General features: G+C 57.4%; 14 protein-coding genes. 7 read left to right on the top strand and 7 right to left on the bottom strand.

From position 1 onward, the window contains the following. Positions 1-152: 152 nt before the first annotated feature. The 4 genes from FQ185_RS28865 to FQ185_RS28850 form a co-directional block, all read right to left on the bottom strand. Positions 153-1,058: an AraC family transcriptional regulator gene (locus FQ185_RS28865; RefSeq protein WP_149420406.1), complete on the bottom strand. Its 906-nt coding sequence runs from the start codon at positions 1,056-1,058 to the stop codon at positions 153-155. 174 nt (positions 1,059-1,232) lie between these two features. Continuing rightward, positions 1,233-2,084: a phospholipase gene (locus FQ185_RS28860; RefSeq protein WP_149420405.1), complete on the bottom strand. Its 852-nt coding sequence runs from the start codon at positions 2,082-2,084 to the stop codon at positions 1,233-1,235. Positions 2,085-2,282: 198 nt separating this feature from the next. Continuing rightward, complete coding sequence (locus FQ185_RS28855) at positions 2,283-3,575, bottom strand: glycosyltransferase (protein ID WP_149420404.1); 1,293 nt, start codon at positions 3,573-3,575, stop codon at positions 2,283-2,285. Between the two features lie 63 nt (positions 3,576-3,638). Further along, a complete protein-coding gene (locus tag FQ185_RS28850; RefSeq protein ID WP_149420403.1) occupies positions 3,639-3,998 on the bottom strand; it encodes a response regulator in 360 nt (119 codons plus the stop codon). A 261-nt stretch (positions 3,999-4,259) separates the two neighbouring features. On the opposite strand from FQ185_RS28850, the gene FQ185_RS28845 reads away from it, so the two are divergent. From FQ185_RS28845 to FQ185_RS28825, 5 genes are all read left to right on the top strand, one after another. Next, the gene (locus FQ185_RS28845) at positions 4,260-7,751 is read left to right on the top strand and encodes a response regulator (protein WP_149420402.1); all 3,492 of its coding nucleotides are present in this window, start codon (positions 4,260-4,262) and stop codon (positions 7,749-7,751) included. Beyond that, positions 7,751-8,584 (top strand): protein-glutamate O-methyltransferase CheR, encoded by an 834-nt coding sequence (locus FQ185_RS28840; RefSeq protein ID WP_149420401.1) that lies wholly within the window; start codon positions 7,751-7,753, stop codon positions 8,582-8,584. The genes FQ185_RS28845 and FQ185_RS28840 overlap by 1 nt, the downstream gene beginning before the upstream one ends. Further along, complete coding sequence (locus FQ185_RS28835) at positions 8,581-9,174, top strand: chemotaxis protein CheB (RefSeq protein ID WP_149420400.1); 594 nt, start codon at positions 8,581-8,583, stop codon at positions 9,172-9,174. Before FQ185_RS28840 ends, FQ185_RS28835 begins: the two co-directional genes overlap by 4 nt. Further along, the gene (locus FQ185_RS28830) at positions 9,168-10,349 is read left to right on the top strand and encodes a hybrid sensor histidine kinase/response regulator (RefSeq protein ID WP_149420399.1); all 1,182 of its coding nucleotides are present in this window, start codon (positions 9,168-9,170) and stop codon (positions 10,347-10,349) included. The genes FQ185_RS28835 and FQ185_RS28830 overlap by 7 nt, the downstream gene beginning before the upstream one ends. Before the next feature lie 77 nt (positions 10,350-10,426). Then, on the top strand, positions 10,427-10,804 hold the full coding sequence (locus FQ185_RS28825; protein WP_059405185.1) for a response regulator: 378 nt from the start codon (positions 10,427-10,429) through the stop codon (positions 10,802-10,804). A 134-nt stretch (positions 10,805-10,938) separates the two neighbouring features. Here FQ185_RS28825 and FQ185_RS28820 read toward each other — a convergent pair whose 3' ends face one another. The 3 genes from FQ185_RS28820 to FQ185_RS28810 form a co-directional block, all read right to left on the bottom strand. Further along, complete coding sequence (locus tag FQ185_RS28820) at positions 10,939-12,606, bottom strand: ATP-binding protein (RefSeq protein WP_371926709.1); 1,668 nt, start codon at positions 12,604-12,606, stop codon at positions 10,939-10,941. Further along, a complete protein-coding gene (locus FQ185_RS28815; protein WP_149420397.1) occupies positions 12,606-14,108 on the bottom strand; it encodes an ATPase domain-containing protein in 1,503 nt (500 codons plus the stop codon). The genes FQ185_RS28820 and FQ185_RS28815 overlap by 1 nt, the downstream gene beginning before the upstream one ends. A 116-nt stretch (positions 14,109-14,224) precedes the next feature. Next, positions 14,225-15,280, bottom strand: a complete 1,056-nt coding sequence (locus tag FQ185_RS28810; protein ID WP_149420396.1) for a lipopolysaccharide assembly protein LapB — start codon at positions 15,278-15,280, stop codon at positions 14,225-14,227. A gap of 203 nt (positions 15,281-15,483) precedes the next feature. Between FQ185_RS28810 and FQ185_RS28805 the strand changes: the two genes are divergently transcribed. Next, a complete protein-coding gene (locus tag FQ185_RS28805; protein WP_149420395.1) occupies positions 15,484-17,631 on the top strand; it encodes an FUSC family protein in 2,148 nt (715 codons plus the stop codon). Beyond that, positions 17,621-17,821, top strand: coding sequence for a DUF1656 domain-containing protein (locus FQ185_RS28800; RefSeq protein ID WP_149420394.1), 201 nt, complete (start codon positions 17,621-17,623; stop codon positions 17,819-17,821). The genes FQ185_RS28805 and FQ185_RS28800 overlap by 11 nt, the downstream gene beginning before the upstream one ends.

Raw genomic sequence — 17,821 nt, 5'->3', positions numbered from 1 at the left:
TTCGCTTCTTCATGTACTACAACCGCACCAGACTCCACAGCTACAACAACTACCTGTCGCCAATAGCTATGGAGCAAAAAGCGGCATAAGCACCGTAACCGGTGTCCGGATTTACTTGACCAGTTCAAGCCCGCTCCCATATGGATTGAGTGTTAACCCAGGTTTTGTTCGGTCAACCGTTGCACTGCCAACCGCCGATAGTGCGACGGCGTCATACCTTTGAGTTGCTGAAAGCGCCTGTTGAAATTGGAAATATTGTTAAACCCTGACTCGAAGCACACATCGGTCACCGGTTTGTCACCATCGGCCAGCAGCTCGCAGGATTTACTGATGCGCAGGCGATTGACGAACTCGATGAAACAGCGTCCCGTGGCCTGCTTGAACACTCGGCTGAAGTACGTCGGCTTCATGCCCAAATGCTCGGCGACTTCTTCCAGCGACAGGTCGCGGGCGTAGTGAGCAAAGATGTAATCGACTGCCCGGTTGGTCCGGTCGATATTGTGCTCGTCGGCCAATTGCGGCGTCGTTGCACCGGACAGCAACTGAAAATCGTCCGACGCCGCCAGCAACTCCAGCAGAATGAAAAAGTGTCCGAGGCGGGTCACGCCTTGGGTATCGGCGATGCGCTGCATCAGAGTCATGGCCTGGCGGATAGTGCGCTTGCAGCGAAACTCGATGCCGTACTGCGCACGTTCCAGCAGCGGCGCCAGGGTCTTGAGCTCGGCGAACACCAAGTGGCCGCTGTCGAACAATTCGTCCGTGAAGTTGACCAGCATGTCGCGCTTGGGCACCACTTCGTCTTCGGCCACCTGGCTGATCCAGTTGTGGGGCAGGTTAGGGCCGGTGAGGAACAGGGATTCGGGGTAGAAGTTGCCGATGTAGTCGCCGATGAACACCTTGCCGGAGCTGGCGACGATCAGGTGCAGTTCGTATTCCTTGTGGAAATGCCAACGCACCAGCGGACAGGGGAAGCCGTGCTGGCGATAGATGATGGACAACCCGTTATGGTCGTCCATCAGTTCGTAGGAAGGGTCGGTAACTCTGGCGGTTCGGGTCATGTCAGGACGCTTTTATTGTTATCGCACCTTGATCATGCCCCTTTCGAGGTCGGTAATGCCAGTTTGAAGTGACCCGAGAAACCAGCGCGCCCTCCGTCGCTGACACAACGCACTGTCGTAAACGGCTTTCCTGCTGTTGCAACCCGGCAATAACGGGCGATGTCGGATCGTTATTTATGTATTGCGTACTTGGGCTTTGATTCTGTTAGCGGCTCGACAGTTGGCCACGAGATTAGACTCTTCGAAAAAATCCGCGTTGATGATGCTGCAATTGAAGATCCAGCCGCTGGTGACGGGCTCGAACCACTGATCAAGGTACTCTTGGATATCTACGGGACCGCCAATGGCAGAATAACTGGTTGCGGAGAGTGACCACGGCTGCCAAGAGGGAGGGCTATTCATCACTTTGGTGATATGGGCTTCCAGTTCACTGACGCTGGTGGTCGCGATACCACTCCATGCGTGCGCGATTCTCGGTAGAAACCAGGTTTGATCCAGAGCCGGATGCCCCTCGGCAGCCAGCCATACCCGCTGAGTGCGATTGACTTGCTTTAGTTGGCGAAGGCTCAAGTACCTGTTGCTGGTAGGGATGATTCTGGAGCCCAGATGCTCCAGTAAAAATCGATTGAATTCCTTGTGGTCAAACGATGTGTTTGCGGATTTCAATTCATGGAAATCCAAGAGAACGAACTCATCGGGGTTTTCCTGAAGAAAACGGATCACCTGCATGATCAGGTTCTCCAGCGACCGGGAAGACCGGAAACCGTTGTGCTGAAACCAGAACGTGCCTGCGCCTCTGGAATCAACCTCGTATTCAACCCTTGCATCCAGAGCGCGTGCGCCGTTGCTCAATTGATCGTAAAAAGAGTTGTTCTGGCAAGCGGCCCAGTGTGCGACACCCGGCCCCGCGTAAGTGGCTTTCTTGTCGACGCCGGCATTATGGGCACCCGGCAGAATCAATTCACCGAGAGACAGTAATTCGATGTTGGGAGTAACAGTCATCCAGTTATTGAGCGCGTTATTCATCGATGCATCCTTGCATGTATTAAACAATAAGTAAGTTGCCGGGCTCGAAGTTTGGTTTCAAGCGGCAAGTTGCAGTACTTATAAGGATGTAAGGATAAATAGCCAAGTGCTGACTTAATGCAAAAAGTGTCTTTTTGGTTAATTGTTGTATTAAGATAGCCACCCACTTTCGGGTGGCGTGCGCAAGTAACGTGGCTATTAAATGACTCGGTTCTTCGCCTCAATCCATTGCGCCATGTACTGAGTACTCTTGTGTTGATGGTGACGCAACATACTGCCGGTAAAGTTATCCCTTCTAAGTTGAACAATATGCTGTTGGCAGTCGATGAGTTTTTCGATCAGGGCCGCACCGTGTTCCGACTGCTGGTAACGCTTGGCTAACAGCGCCTGTCCCAGTGCCTGGGCACTCAGCCATTGAGCCTTGTCGTTATAGAGTCGCACCGCGTTATCGGCGAACTCGCGAGCCGTTCGGGTTATTGCTCCGGGCCATGCTTGCTCACCCTGCATGGCTTCGGCGCCGATCGGCGTGGTGACGTTCGGTGTACCACAGATCATCGCATCGACGATTTTACCTTTGATGCCCGCACCGAATCGCAACGGCGCCAGACAGACCCGCGCCGCCGACATCACCTGCAACGCATCTTCTGCCCAGTTCAGCACATGAAAACCCTGGGCCGGATTGTGCAGCGCGGTGGCCTTGGGCGGGGTGTAAGCCCCGTAAATGTGCAACTGAGCCGCGGGCAACTGCGCGCGGATCAACGGCCAGATGGCCGTTTTCAACCAAAGCACCGCATCCCAGTTGGGCGCATGGCGGAAGTTGCCAATATGCAGAAAGTGCGCTCGATCATCGAACGGTACCGGCGGCTCGCTCGGCAGATCGACCATGAGTGGGCACCAGTGCAGCAAGTTGCGCGGCAGCTTGAATTGCTCGACCAACAACTCGATCTCCACTTCGGAGATCATCAGGTTCAAGTCGCAACGATAAATCGCTGCGATCTCCCGTTTTGCCAGATCGGTCTCGGCCATGAGCTCAAACTCTTCACGCAGCGCTGGCGCGAACAACTCACTAAAGTCATTGGCGTCGTCACGGGCCTTCAATCGCTCCTTGAGTCGCTGATGCCGGGCATCCCGCAGGCTTTGCAGATCGGAGGTCTCGAGCACACGCAAGGCATCGGGGCAGTGTTTTTCAACGCGCCAGCCGAACTGCTCTTCCATCATGAACCGATCGAACAACACGATATCCGGGGCCAGCTCACTGACAAACGTGTCGAAACTGCTGTTGTTCAATTCGATCGGGACTTTTTTGATGCCCTGTTCCGCCAGGTCCGCCATATGCTCGCCGACGCCTGCCGGACTACTGAACGTAATGTCCCAGCCTTGCTGCAAAAAAGTCTCGAGAATTTGCATCATGTGCCCGCCGGCCGCAGAAGAGCGGGGCTCGGGCCAGACGTAACCAATGACCAGAACTTTGGTTGCTCGGGGCTGAATCATGAAGGGGTATTCCTTGGTGCGGGTAAAGGGCGGGGGAGAAACGGTGACGCGAAGAGTCAAGGCTCAGGCGAGCATGCCTTTAACCTTGTCGCGCAACTGGTCGATGGAAAACGGTTTGCCAATGACCTGCATACCTTCAGGCACATCAATACTTTCGGCATAGCCGCTGGCGAACAGGATGGGCAGCTCGGGGCGCAGCGTCCGTGCCTGGGTGGCTAATTCACGGCCATCCATCACTGGCAGACCGACGTCGGTCATCATTAAGTCGATGTACTGGTCTTCATCGTTGAGAAACTCCAGTGCCTGCTCGCTGCCATCGGCTTCCAGCACCTTGAACTCCAATTCCTCCAGCACATCGACAATCAGCATGCGCACGATGGCATCGTCTTCAACGACAAGGATGATGGACGCGGTGGAAGACATAGTGGGGCTCTCAAAGTTGAATTCGTGGTTGCCGGTCGATCGAAATCGCCGGGCTCTTGCTTGAGTAATCGACGGGACCCGACAAGTTCCCCAGAACGCTGGAAAAAAGAATAGCCGCACAAGAAGTGGCAAGGATAACCGCTCCTTTGGGCCGCAGCTGCTAAATGTCGGAGTTGGCGCGAAAACGTGTCAGAAAATTGGATCAAGGCGCCACTTTTGGGGCAAACTCCGTGGTTTTCAACAGTTCGACAAGGCCTCCCCATGACCTCTGCGTCTTCGGTTGATGAGCAACGATTCCGTAAACTCCTGAGCCGCAACGTCAGCCTGCCGTTGGGCGTCGGTGTGCTCAGCGCGGTGTTCTTTGTCTCGCTGATCACTTATCTGCTGTCGGTGACCCAGTGGGTCGAGCACACTGACCGGGTGATCAATAACGCCAATGAGGCGATAAAGCTGACCGTCGATCTGGAAACCGGAATGCGCGGCTTCCTGCTCACGGGTGACGAGCATTTCCTGGAACCCTACGAAACCGCAAAGCCGAGAATCAAGGTCGCCCTCAACACCTTGCTCGACCTTACTGCGGACAACCCGGTGCAGACCGACCGGTTGAAAAGGCTTGAGGCCTTGCAGGGTGAGTGGACCACTTACGCGAAAACGATGATCGAATTGCAGCGTAACAGCGGTGATTATCGCAGTGCGGTCAAGGCCGGGCAGGGCAAGCGCCTGACCGACGAGATTCGCAAGCAATTCGAAGACGTGATCGACATGGAGCAACAGTTGCGCACCGCACGCAACGAGGAAGTGCGCCGCACCACGATCTGGAGCGTCTGTCTTTACCTGTTGTTCATCGTCGGTATCAGCGGGTTGCTGGCCTACATTGGCCGTCGCGATCTACTCAATCTTTCGCAAAGTTACAGCGCCAACCTCGCGGCGCAACAGGCCAGTGCTCATCGCCTGGAACAGCAAGCCTGGCTGCGCAATGGTCAGACCGAGCTGGCCGAGCAAGTGCTGGGGCAGTTGTCCTTGAATGTGTTGGGCCGCAATATTCTGCAGTTCTGCGCGCAGTACCTCGGCACGGCCGTGGCGGCTATTTATATTCGCGAAGAGCACGGCGGCCTCAACCGCGTTGCGTCATACGGTTTCTCTCGTGAGCAGGAAGCGCTCGAACAGCAGATTTACAGTGGCGAAGGAATTGTTGGCCAGGTGGCGCAACAGGCTCGCTTGATCCGCCTCGACAACGTACCCAGCGATTATTTCAAAGTCAGCTCTGGCCTGGGTGAAGGGCTGCCCCATAGCGTGTTGGTCGTACCGACCAGTGACGACGATCGGGTCAACGGCGTAATCGAACTGGGCTTCCTGCGCCCGCTGGACGACCGCGACATCGAATTGCTCGAGCTAATTGCCGGCAACATCGGCACGTCCATCGAAGCCGCTCGCTATCGCCAGCGCTTGCAGGAGGTACTGGCTGAAACCCAGCAGCTCAACGAAGAGCTGCAAGTTCAGCAGGAAGAACTCAAGACCGCCAACGAGGAGCTGGAAGAGCAGTCGCGGATTCTCAAGGAATCCCAGGCTCATCTGGAGACCCAGCAGGTCGAGTTGGAGCAGACCAACGAACAACTCGCCGAGCAGGCGCAGATCCTCGCCGATCAACGTGACGCCATGGACCTGAAGAACACTGAACTGAATCAGGCCCAGACCCAGCTCGAAGAGCGCGCCGAAGAGTTGCAGCGCTCCAGCAAATACAAATCCGAATTCCTCGCCAACATGTCCCATGAACTGCGCACGCCGCTGAACAGTTCGTTGATCCTGGCCAAGTTGCTGGCGGAAAACCCCCAGGAAAATCTCAGTGCCGAGCAGGTCAAGTTCGCCGAGTCGATCTACTCCGCCGGCAATGACTTGCTCAACCTGATCAACGACATTCTCGACATTTCCAAGGTTGAGGCCGGCAAGCTTGAAATGCGCCCGGAAAACACCAACGTCGCCCGTCTGGTGGACGGCTTGCGCGGGATGTTCGAACCATTGGCTGCGGACAAGAAACTGCAGTTCCAGGTCGAATTGCAGCCCGACACGCCGTTGATGATGTTTACCGATCGTCAGCGCCTGGAGCAGGTCCTCAAGAACCTGTTGTCGAACGCGGTGAAGTTCACAGAAAAGGGTACCGTCAGCCTGACCGTTGCCGGTCAGCAAAAAGAAGGCATTGCCTTTATTGTCCGCGATTCTGGAATCGGCATCGCCGAGGATCAGCAGGAAAGCATTTTCGAGGCGTTCCGTCAGGCCGATGGCACCACCAATCGCCGTTACGGCGGCACCGGTCTGGGTTTGTCGATTTCCCGAGATCTGGCCGCTTTGCTGGGTGGTTCCATCAGTGTCACCAGCGAGCCAGGGCAGGGCAGCGTGTTCACCCTGGTCTTGCCGCTGCAATACGTTGAACCGGGCGAGGCGCCTGTCGAGCCGATGAAGGCTTCACCGGTTGCTGCGACACCGAAAGTGGCTCCGGCCCTGCTGGTGCCGTTGATTGCCGAGATCGATATTCCCCGTTTCGACGATGATCGCACCAAGTTGCCATTCGCTACGCGCTGCATTCTGGTAGTGGAAGACGAACCGAATTTCGCGAACATCCTCTACGACCTGGCGCATGAACTGGGTTATCAGTGCCTGGTGGCGCACGGAGCGGACGAAGGTTACGACCTGGCCAAGGAGTTCATCCCGGATGCCATTCTGTTGGACATGCGCCTGCCGGATCACTCCGGGCTGACGGTCTTGCAGCGCCTGAAAGAGCATGCTGAAACCCGTCACATTCCGGTTCATGTGATCTCGGTGGAAGACCGGGTCGAAGCCGCCATGCACATGGGCGCTATCGGTTACGCGGTCAAGCCGACCACTCGCGAAGAACTCAAGGATGTGTTCGCCCGCCTCGAAGCCAAGCTGACCCAGAAGGTCAAACGCGTATTGCTGGTGGAAGACGACGACTTGCAGCGCGACAGTATTGCCCGCCTGATCGGTGACGAGGACATCGAGATTACCGCCGTCGGTTTTGCTCAGGAGGCGCTCGACCTGCTGCGCACGACGATATTCGATTGCATGATCATCGACCTGAAGCTACCGGACATGCTCGGCAACGACCTGCTCAAGCGCATGTCCACGGAAGATATCTGCTCGTTCCCTCCAGTGATCGTCTACACCGGGCGCAACCTGACCCGGGACGAAGAGGCCGATCTGCGCAAGTATTCGCGCTCGATCATCATCAAGGGCGCGCGCTCGCCCGAGCGTTTGCTGGATGAGGTGACACTCTTTCTGCACAAAGTCGAATCCAGGTTGTCCCATGAACGGCAGAGGATGCTCAAAACCGCGCGCAGCCGCGACAAGGTGTTTGAGGGTCGCAAGGTGCTGCTGGTGGACGACGATGTACGCAACATCTTTGCCCTCACCAGTGCACTGGAGCAAAAAGGGGCAGTCGTGGTCATCGGCCGGAACGGTCGTGAGGCGATTGAAAAACTGAACGAAGTCGAGGACATCGATCTGGTGTTGATGGACGTGATGATGCCGGAAATGGACGGTTACGAAGCCACCATCGAAATCCGCAAGGACCCGCGCTGGCGCAAACTGCCGATCATTGCGGTGACGGCCAAGGCCATGAAGGACGATCAGGAGCGCTGTCTGCAAGCGGGCTCCAATGATTACCTGGCCAAGCCCATTGACCTGGATCGCCTGTTCTCGCTGATTCGCGTGTGGTTACCGAAGATGGAACGCATTTAGTGGAACGAAATTTTTCAGTGGAGCGAAATAGCGAAATCGAAATTCGCTTGTTGATCGAGGCGATCTACCTAAAGTACAGCTACGACTTTCGCGATTACTCCGGCGCTTCGATCAAGCGCCGGGTCAATCACGCGTTGAGCCAGTTCGAGTGCACGACCATTTCAGCGTTACAGGAAAAGGTCCTGCACGACCCGACGGCGTTCATGCAGTTGTTGCAACTGCTGACGATCCCGGTCAGCGAAATGTTTCGCGACCCTTCGCATTTCCTGGCGATCCGCAAGGAAGTGGTGCCGCTGCTCAAGACTTACCCCTCGATCAAGATCTGGATCGCCGGTTGCAGCACCGGTGAAGAGGTCTATTCGATGGCCATTCTGCTGCGCGAAGAAGGCTTGCTCGATCGCACCATCATCTACGCCACCGACATCAATCCGCGCTCACTGGAAAAAGCCAAGCAAGGGATTTTCTCTATGGAGAATGTCCGCGCCTACACTCATAACTACCAGCAGGCAGGTGGCCAGCGTTCGTTCGCCGACTACTATACGGCGGCGTATGGCTTCGCGATTTTCGACAAGACGTTGTGTGAGAACGTGACCTTCGCCGATCACAGCCTGGCAACCGACAGTGTCTTTTCAGAAACCCAATTAATTTCGTGTCGTAATGTTTTGATTTACTTCAATAAAAAACTTCAAGATCGCGCATTTGGCTTGTTCCACGAGTCCCTTTGTCACCGTGGTTTCCTGGTGCTGGGCAGCAAGGAAACCCCGGTTTTTTCGGGCTATGGCAAGCAGTTCGAGCCCTTGGTCAAACAAGAACGGATCTACCGCAAATCATGAACAGTGCAGTGGGGTTGCCTTCTATAGAAGCGATTGTGATCGGCGCCTCGGCCGGTGGTGTGGAGGCGTTGCTGAATATCCTTGGCCCGTTGCGCGAAGGTTTTGTGTTGCCGATCATCGTGGTGCTGCATTTGCCTGATGAGCGCCGCAGCCAACTGGCCGAAGTGTTCGCACGGCGGGTGTCCATGCCTGTTCTGGAGGCCCATGACAAAACGCTGGTCGAAGCAGGAACGCTGTATTTTGCCGCGCCCGGTTATCACTTGTCGGTGGAACAGGACCGGACTTTTTCCTTGAGCCTGGAAGACCGTGTGCATCATTCGCGACCTGCCATCGATTACCTGTTCGAGTCGGCGGCCGATGCCTATGGCCCGACGCTGGCCGCGGTGCTGTTGACCGGCGCCAACCGCGACGGCGCCAGTGGCCTGGCCAAGGTCAAGCACCGTGGCGGCCTGACCATCGTGCAGGACCCGGACGAAGCCCAGGTCGCGACCATGCCTCAGGCAGCACTTGATATACGCCAGCCGGACCACATTCTCCCTATACGCGGCATCGGCCGTCTGCTTGTCGAGCTGGAACGAATCGCATGCTAAGTACTATCCAAGCCAAATTGTTGATCGTCGACGACCTGCCGGAGAACTTGTTGGCGCTCGAAGCGTTGATCAGACGCGAAGACCGTATCGTCTACAAAGCCTTGTCCGCTGACGAAGCCTTGTCGCTGTTGCTGCAACATGAATTCGCCATGGCCATTCTCGATGTGCAGATGCCCGGCATGAATGGCTTTGAGCTGGCCGAGCTGATGCGCGGCACGGAAAAGACCCGGAACATCCCGATTGTGTTTGTCAGTGCGGCCGGCCGTGAGCTGAACTATGCATTCAAGGGCTACGAAAGCGGTGCCGTGGATTTCCTCTACAAACCGCTGGACATCCACGCGGTCAAGAGCAAGGTCAACGTCTTCGTCGAGCTGTACCGCCAAAGCAAGGAAATGAAACAGCAGGTTGAAGCGCTGGAGCAGAGCCGCCGCGAGCAGGAAGCGCTGCTCAAGCAATTGCAGAGTACGCAGCTGGAACTGGAGCAAGCGGTGCGCATGCGCGATGACTTCATGTCCATCGTCGCGCACGAAGTCCGCACGCCACTCAATGGCCTGATCCTCGAAACCCAGCTGCGCAAGATGCATTTGGCGCGAGATAACGCCGCCGCATTTACCCTGGACAAGATGCACGCCATGGTCGACCGTGACGAACGGCAGATCAAAAGTCTGATTCGCTTGATCGAAGACATGCTCGATGTGTCGCGAATCCGTACTGGCAAGTTGTCGATTCGACCCAAGCACTTCGATCTCGCGACGCTGGTTCGCAATTTGTTACACAACTTCGCTCCGCAGATCGATGCCGCCGAGTCCTCGGTAACCCTGCAAGCCGAGCAACCGGTGATGGGGCACTGGGACGAATTTCGCCTCGAACAGGTGATCTCCAACCTGATGACCAATGCATTGCGTTACGGCGCCAAGAGTCCGATCACCGTGAAGGTGTACAGTGAGCACAATCAGGCGCTGGTGGAAGTGCGCGATCTCGGGATCGGCATTAGCGAAGAGAATCAGAAGCGTATTTTCCAGCAGTTTGAGCGAGTCACGGCCAAACACGCCGTGGCGGGATTAGGCCTGGGATTGTTTATTTCCGAACAAATTGTGGCCGCCCATGGCGGCTCCATCACCGTCGAAAGCCGGATTGGCGAAGGCGCCTTGTTTCGCGTTTGTCTGCCGCTGTAGGAAAACAGCCGGATAAACGCAACCTCTGATCGACCCCACGGTCGTATCAGCAGCTATTGACCGAACAAAGGCTTCCCATGAGTGAAGATGCACAAGACGTCGTACTGATCGTCGAAGATGACCCCTCGATTTTGATGGTCCTGTCGGCCTATCTGTCGGGTGAGGGCTACCGGGTATTGCAGGCCGAAAACGGTGAGCAGGCCTTTGAAATCCTCGCGAGCAAACCGCACCTGGACATGATGATCACCGATTTCCGCCTGCCGGGCGGCATCTCCGGCGTTCAGATCGCCGAACCCGCCGTGAAGCTGCGACCGGAGCTCAAGGTGATTTTCATCAGTGGTTATCCGCAGGAAATCCGCGAGACGGACAGCCCGATCACGCGAAAAGCGCCGATCCTGGGCAAGCCGTTCGATCTGGATGTGCTGCAGGAACTGATGCAGGAAATGCTCTCGTAAGAACACCGGTCCGGTGTAGCAGCAGCCGAAGGCTGCGTTCGAGGACGAAGTCTTCGCCAGGGGACGGGATGTGGGCAGCCCGGTTCAGGGGTCGCTGCGCGCCCGAACGCTGCCTTCGGCAGCTACGGGGATTTTCAGATCCGGATCATTTCCCGCACCTTCGCCGTCAACAGGTCGAAGGTGAACGGTTTGGTGATCATCTGCATGCCCGGATCAAGGAAACCACCGCGCACCGCCGCATGTTCGGCGTAGCCGGTAATGAACAGCACCTTGAGATCAGGCCGGTACTGCCGGCCGATTTCCGCTAGTTGCCGGCCGTTCATACCGGGCAATCCCACGTCGCTGATCAATAGATCGATACGCTGCGCGGAATCGAGTATCGGCACCGCGCTGTCGGCATCGCCGGCCTCGACGAACGCATAGCCCAGATCACTCAACACGGTACTGACCAATACCCGCACCGCCGGATCGTCCTCGACGATCAGCACCGTTTCACCGTTCTGCGCGAACAACGCGTGCGGGACGTCTACCGGGTTGTCCTGAGGCAAATCGCCACCGAAACGCGGCAGAAACAGACTCACCGTGGTGCCTTCTCCTACTTCACTGTGAATGGCCACGTGGCCGCGCGATTGCTTGCTGAAGCCATAGATCATCGACAGCCCAAGACCGGTTCCCTGGCCGATCGGCTTGGTGGTGAAAAACGGGTCGAAGACACGGTTGATGATGCTTTGCGGCATGCCACACCCGGTGTCTGTCACGCTCAGCACCACGTAATCGCCCGGTTCGAGGTTGCTCTGAGCGGCTGTGAAGCCACTGTCCAGGTGTTGATTAAAGGTTTTCACCGACAGCTGGCCACCGTCGGGCATCGCATCGCGGGCATTGATCACCAGATTGAGCAGGGCACTTTCCAGTTGATTGGGGTCGGCTTCGGCTACCCACAATTGCTCGCTTAGCTGCATGTCCAGCTGAATACTTTCGTTGATGCTGCGTTGCAGTAATTCGCCCATGGAGACCACCAGGGTGTTCATTTCCACGGGTTTGGAATCCAGCGACTGGCGCCGGGAAAACGCCAGCAAACGGTGGGTCAGGCCCGCCGCGCGATTGGCTGAGGTCACCCCCAGGTCGATCAGGCTTTCCAGATCCTCGGTGCGTCCACGCGCCAGGCGCCGGCGCAGTAACTCCAGGCTGCCGATAATGCCGGTCAGCATGCTGTTGAAGTCGTGGGCAATGCCGCCGGTGAGTTGGCCGACTGCTTCCATTTTCTGTGACTGGCGCAGGACTTCTTCGTTGTGTCGCAGCTGAGCGGTACGTTCCTCGACTTGCTGTTCGAGGGTTTCGAGGGTGTTTTGCAAGCGCAGTTCGCTTTGACTCAGGTCAACCAGCCGGTCCCTGGCTTCGTACTGTCGTCGACGTCCGCGCAACGCGGTGGTCACCAGACTGATCAATGTCACCGGATGAAAAGGGCGCTCAAGAAAGGTCACGTTGCCCAGTTGCGGACCGAATCGCGAAGCCGGGTTCTGCTCCGGGCCGCCGTGGTAGGTCAGCAAAACGATCGGCAGGTCCGACCAGGCTGGTTGTTGCTCGATCAGACCAAGCAGCGGCTCAAGATCACCGCACATCAGGGCTTCGGAGGAAATCAGCAGCAAGCCTGCGCCTTGAACCAGCTCGCGGCACAACCCGACCAGATCCCGAGTGATCACCCCGTTGTAGCCGGCTTCGTTGAGCATCATCAGCGCAATCTGGCTGTCGCGTCCCAGCGGCGCGAGAATGAGCGCGCGCTCGGACATTGCTTCCTGGACCATCACGGGCTTTCGTCCCCGAGTAATGGATTTCTGGCGCCCAGATAAGTCGGGACCCCGCGCAATACGCCTTGGAACGCATCCAGCGGTTCACCGATGGTCATGCCTTGGCCGCTGATGCGGTATTCACGAATGGTCGATTCATGGCTGCCCGTGCGCTTTTTGATGATCGAGATGGCCCGGCGAACTTTGCCAAGCGCCTCGAAGTAGCGCAGCAGGATGACCGTATCGGCCAGATAGGTGATGTCTACGGGCGCTTGCATGTCTCCGACCAAGCCATGCTGGGCAACGGTCATGAACGTCGCCGCGCCCTGGCGATTGAGGTACAACAGCAATTCGTGCATGTGCAGTACCAGGGCGTTTTCCTCAGGCATCGCGGCCTGATAGCCGTTGATACTGTCGATCACCACGGTCTTGATGTCGCCGGCATCGACGCAGCAGCGAACCCGGTGGGAAAACTCCCCTGGGGACAATTCGGCGGCATCCACTTGCTCGATCAGCAAGTTGCCGGTGTCTTGCAGCGCTTGCAGGTCGATGCCCATGTTCTTCATGCGTTCGAACAACAAGCCCAGCTCTTCATCGAAAATGAACAGCGCGGCTTTTTCACCCCGGGCCACAGCGGCAGCGGCGAAGATCATCGAGATCAGCGATTTGCCGGTACCGGCCGGGCCGAGAATCAAGGTGCTGGAACCGGTCTCGATGCCACCGCCGAGCAGGGCGTCCATTTCCTTGATGCCGCTGGTCAATTGCTGGCGGATATAGCGGCCGCGATGTTCGGCGGCCACCAAACGCGGGAATACATGCACGCCGTCGCCCATGATGGTGAAGTCGTGAAAGCCGCCACGGTACTTCTGACCGCGGTATTTCACCACGCGGATCCGTCGACGCTCAGCGCCATAGTTGGGGGTCAATTCTTCCAGGCGAATCACCCCATGGGCCACGCTGTGCACGGTTTTATCGAGGGATTCGGTGGTCAGGTCATCCAGCAACACCACCGTGGCGTCATACCGCACGAAGTAGTGTTTGATCGCGAGGATCTGGCGACGATAACGCAGGGAGCTTTGGGCCAGCAGGCGGATCTCGGAAAGACTGTCGAGCACCACTCGGGTCGGTTTGACCCGTTCGACCACTTCGAAAATCTGCTTGGTGGCTTCACCCAGTTCCAGGTCCGAGGAATACAGAAGACTCTGCTGATGCTCGGCATTGAGCAGGCTTTCCGGTGGCGTCAGCTCGAAGATGTGGATGTTTTCATCCAGCTCCCAGCCATGGGACAAGGCGCCCTGGCGCAGCTCTCGCTCGGTTTCCGACAGTGTGATGTACAACGAGCGCTCGCCGGCTCGGGCTCCGGCCAGCAGAAAATGCAATGCGACGGTGGTTTTGCCGGTTCCGGGTTCACCCTCCAGCAAAAACACATGGCCGCGAGACAGACCACCCGCCAGGATGTCATCCAGACCCTCGATGCCGGTGGCGGCTTTTGCACTGAACAACTCGTTAGACGTAGACAAAAAATGCCCTCTCATGACTAGGGGAAACGAGGCAGCAGGCCTGAAGTGCCTGAATGGACTGCCTGATCACTTGACCCTTGGCCGAGACGACGGTTCAACGAAATTTCTTGCGGCTATTAAAGCCCTTGCTGCAATGCCGGATCATCGGGATTGAGCTGTTCAAGTTGCGCCAACAGAATTTGCACATTTTGCAGCTGTCCGCTTTCCTTCCAGTAATTGATCAACAGCACCCGAGCCTTGCGATCGGCCGGGTGACGCTGGACGATTTCCTGCAATTGCTTCTGCGCTGCCTCTAGCTCCTGCTCGCCATGCAATGTGGTAGCCAGGTCATAGCGGTAATCCTTGTTGTCCGGCTCAAGCTCCACGGCTTTGGAAAGCCCGAGCAGGGCGAACTCACTTTGGCCGTGCTGCAACAACCAGAGACCCAAGGCATGTTGCAGGTACGCCGAGTCCGGCTGAGCCTTTAACTGCTTGGCCAACAGTTGCCGGACGGCATCGCTTTGGCCTTGTTTATCCAGCACTTCAATCTGCATCACCAGCGCCGGCAGGTTGCCGGGGTCCAGGCGCAATGTTTGTTCAAGTGCCGCTTGTGCTTCTTTCAATTTGGCATTGTGCAGATGCAACCGAGCCTGTTGGTAGTAATTGTCGGCGCTTTCAGGCGCGCTTTTGAGCACCTGTTCCCAGGCGTCCATGGCTTGCTGCAACGGCCCGAAGTATAAGCCAAGGTCATCCGGCGAAAGCCCCAGTAATGCGTTGACTGTGGCAAATCGGACCTTCTGGTCGCTGTCGTCGAGCAATGGACCGAGCAACAGGCTGCGTTGACCACTGGGCACCAGCCCGCTGATGCTTTTGATTGCCGCGATGCGCACGTCTGGCGACTCATGTTGCAAGTCCGCATCTGCGAGTTTCAGGGCCACGGAGCTTGGGTAATTGGGCAGTTCGGCATGCAGCCAGACGCGCCGTTTGGGTGAAATGTCCGGGCGGGCCAATTGCTGGTAAAGCACCCGCGCCGCGCCCGGTTGGCCTGCGCGAGCCTGGGTCAATGCTTCGCTGTAGCCGCGCTTGATCGCCGCTGGCACCACGGGCGTTGTGCTGCGCAGGAAAACCCAGGCAAGGCCGATGGCAAACAGGACGCAGAGGCTGATGAGCAGGTAACGGCGGGACTGGGGCATGCAGGAGTCCGGGAGCTGGCAAGCTTTTGCAAAGCCGCAAGCTTCGGTCAGGCAGGGCTGTGAGTCAAACCCTGACTTGGTTCTATCGTGAGTCAGCCGATTCAAGGTCATCGGGTCTGACAGTGAATTTGCCTACAGGTCGCGTCGACATTGAAACCTGTCGAGGTACCGAAGCAGTGACTACGCTTGCTGGAGATGTCTCGATGAGCGTGCCCATGCAACCGTTTTTTCAGTATTTCAAGGCGATATTCAACCCCGGGCCAGGGGTGCTGTTGTTTGCCTTGAGAACCATTACAGCCGGGCTATTGACGCTGTATCTGGCCTTTGTGTTCGACCTCGACCAGCCCAAGTGGTCGATCATGGCCGTGGTCATTATCAGCCAGCCATTGGGCGGCATGGTGTTGGCCCGGAGTTTCGGCCAGGTCATCGGCACCACCCTGGGCGCAGTGGTGGCGGTGTTTATCATGGCGATATTTCCCCAGGCGCCGTTGCCTTTCATCGTCACCCTGGCTCTATGGTTGGCGCTGTGCACCGCCGGAGGCACCTTGCTGCGCTACACCAGTTCCCAGGCGTTTGTGCTGAGTGGTTACACGGCGGTGGTTGTGGCGCTGCTGGCGGTGCCGGATCAGGACGGCACGTTTCTGCTGGCCGTCACCCGCGTGACCGAGACGCTTCTGGCGGTTGCTTGCGTCTGCGTGGTCAGCCTTCTCACGGCTCGACCGGAGGCTGTGGCCCGGGATTACTTCGCCAAGATCGATCAAGTGATCAAGTTGCTCGCGACCCATGCGGCGGCTGTCATCCGAACCGAAGAAAGCGAGGCCGATTTCCATCGCCGGCAAATGCAGTTGTTAGGCGCAATCAGTGCCCTGGAGGGTGTCCGCCGGCATTTGTATTACGACGCACCCCGTTTGCGCAGCGCTAATGGGCTGGTGCAATTGCTCGGCAATCAACTGGTACTGCTGACTTCGCGGCTCACAGCGCTGCGCCACCAGCGGGAACTGCTGGTCGAGCGCTGGAAAGGCACGTTACCGCAAGAGATCCAGCGTTTGCGCGCCGAAGAGCTGGCCTTTCTCGATGAACTGACCCAAAAGGGACGCTCGCTGTCAGCCGAGGCTCGCCAACATTTCGGCGCGCTGCAACAGCGTTTCGATGATCAGGCCTACAAGGCCGAACAGCTGACCGAAACGATGCCTGCCACACTGCGTTCACTGGCCTGGGCACTGCGCTGGGAGCAGGCGCGGATGCTGGAGCAACTGGCGCAGATACTGGAACTGAGCGATGCAATCCAGGAAGGACGTGCAGCCAGCAGCATGTTCCGCGGCCAGGACAACCCCTTGCACCTGGACCTCACCCTGGCCTCGATGAACGCGATCCGGGCATTTGCTGCATTGCTGGTGGCCGGTCTGATCTGGATCGAGACCGGTTGGGACGGCGCTCGTGGCGGGATGATTGTGGTGGGAATTCTATGTTCGCTACTGGCGACTTTTCCGCGACCGTTGCTAGCCAGCCAAAGCTTTGCCAGAGGGCTGTGCCTGGCCTTGGTGGTGTCGGCGCTCTATCTGTTCTTGCTGGTGCCGATGATCAGTGACTTCGAGTTGCTCGCCTTGTTGATAGCCCCCTTGCTGTATGCCGTCGCAGTAGGCCTGTCCAGTCCGCCGACCACGGGCACCGGCATTGGCCTTGGGCTGACGACGATGCTGTTGCTGGGCCCGCAAAACGTAGGCATCGGCCAGAACACGGCCATTCAGTGGTTCGAGTTTGCCGGGGCGTATATCAGCGCAGCCGCGCTGGCGCTGAGCGTCTACGCCTTGATCTTTCCGTTCAGGCCCGTCTTGCGGATGCGCCGACTGTTCAATGAGAACTGCGAGCAGGTCTACGCTTTGCTTAAAACTTCGGGCACCGATGAGCAGCAATTTGCCTTTGAAAGTCGCATGGTCGATCGCCTGACCATGATGTTGGGACTATTGCCGGCCACTAACGACAAGTCCTCCAGCGAGCTGTTCGAAGTCAGCCTGGGGAGCGTGGCATTGGGTGTGGCGTTGAATCAGCTCCGGCAACAGGGGCAAAACAACACGCTGTTGAGTACTGACCAACAAAACCGCTTGCTGGCTGCAGTCCGTGAGACCGGACGATTGATCGCCGGGCGGCCCGGCATTGATATTGAACAACTGCTCGGACGCTTGCGTGTCCTGGGCGATGAAATGGACGACCTGCATCTGGACGTCCATGAACACCTGTGGTCAGTCTTCAGAATGCGCGTGGCGCTGCTGATCGTGGTGTCGTTTCTGGAGCGACATCGCAAACACTTTCAACCCGCCGATATGGAAGGAGTAACGGCCCTTGCCCATTGATCTGGAAGTGGGTGGCGTCTACTTGCCGCCAATCGCCCAAGCGCTGCTGCTGGCCTTTCCGGTTTACCTGTTGCTGGACTGGATCTTGCGCCGCTTGGGCGTGCTGCAGTTTGTCTGGCATGAAGCTCTGTTCGAAGGCGCGTTGTACGCCTGCGTTTGCGCAACGCTGATTCTGGTGATGGGAGCTTGA

This window comes from Pseudomonas sp. ANT_H12B (genome assembly GCF_008369325.1).
GTDB lineage: Bacteria > Pseudomonadota > Gammaproteobacteria > Pseudomonadales > Pseudomonadaceae > Aquipseudomonas.
This window is presented reverse-complemented; position numbering and strand designations above follow the sequence as displayed.

Coding starts and splice junctions, on each gene's coding strand:
- FQ185_RS28825 (WP_059405185.1), top strand. CDS start 10,427: ATGAGTGAAGATGCACAAGACGTCGTACTGATCGTCGAAGATGACCCC.
- FQ185_RS28855 (WP_149420404.1), bottom strand. CDS start 3,575: ATGATTCAGCCCCGAGCAACCAAAGTTCTGGTCATTGGTTACGTCTGG.
- FQ185_RS28850 (WP_149420403.1), bottom strand. CDS start 3,998: ATGTCTTCCACCGCGTCCATCATCCTTGTCGTTGAAGACGATGCCATC.
- FQ185_RS28810 (WP_149420396.1), bottom strand. CDS start 15,280: ATGCCCCAGTCCCGCCGTTACCTGCTCATCAGCCTCTGCGTCCTGTTT.
- FQ185_RS28830 (WP_149420399.1), top strand. CDS start 9,168: ATGCTAAGTACTATCCAAGCCAAATTGTTGATCGTCGACGACCTGCCG.
- FQ185_RS28820 (WP_371926709.1), bottom strand. CDS start 12,606: ATGGTCCAGGAAGCAATGTCCGAGCGCGCGCTCATTCTCGCGCCGCTG.
- FQ185_RS28865 (WP_149420406.1), bottom strand. CDS start 1,058: ATGACCCGAACCGCCAGAGTTACCGACCCTTCCTACGAACTGATGGAC.
- FQ185_RS28805 (WP_149420395.1), top strand. CDS start 15,484: ATGAGCGTGCCCATGCAACCGTTTTTTCAGTATTTCAAGGCGATATTC.
- FQ185_RS28835 (WP_149420400.1), top strand. CDS start 8,581: ATGAACAGTGCAGTGGGGTTGCCTTCTATAGAAGCGATTGTGATCGGC.
- FQ185_RS28860 (WP_149420405.1), bottom strand. CDS start 2,084: ATGAATAACGCGCTCAATAACTGGATGACTGTTACTCCCAACATCGAA.
- FQ185_RS28845 (WP_149420402.1), top strand. CDS start 4,260: ATGACCTCTGCGTCTTCGGTTGATGAGCAACGATTCCGTAAACTCCTG.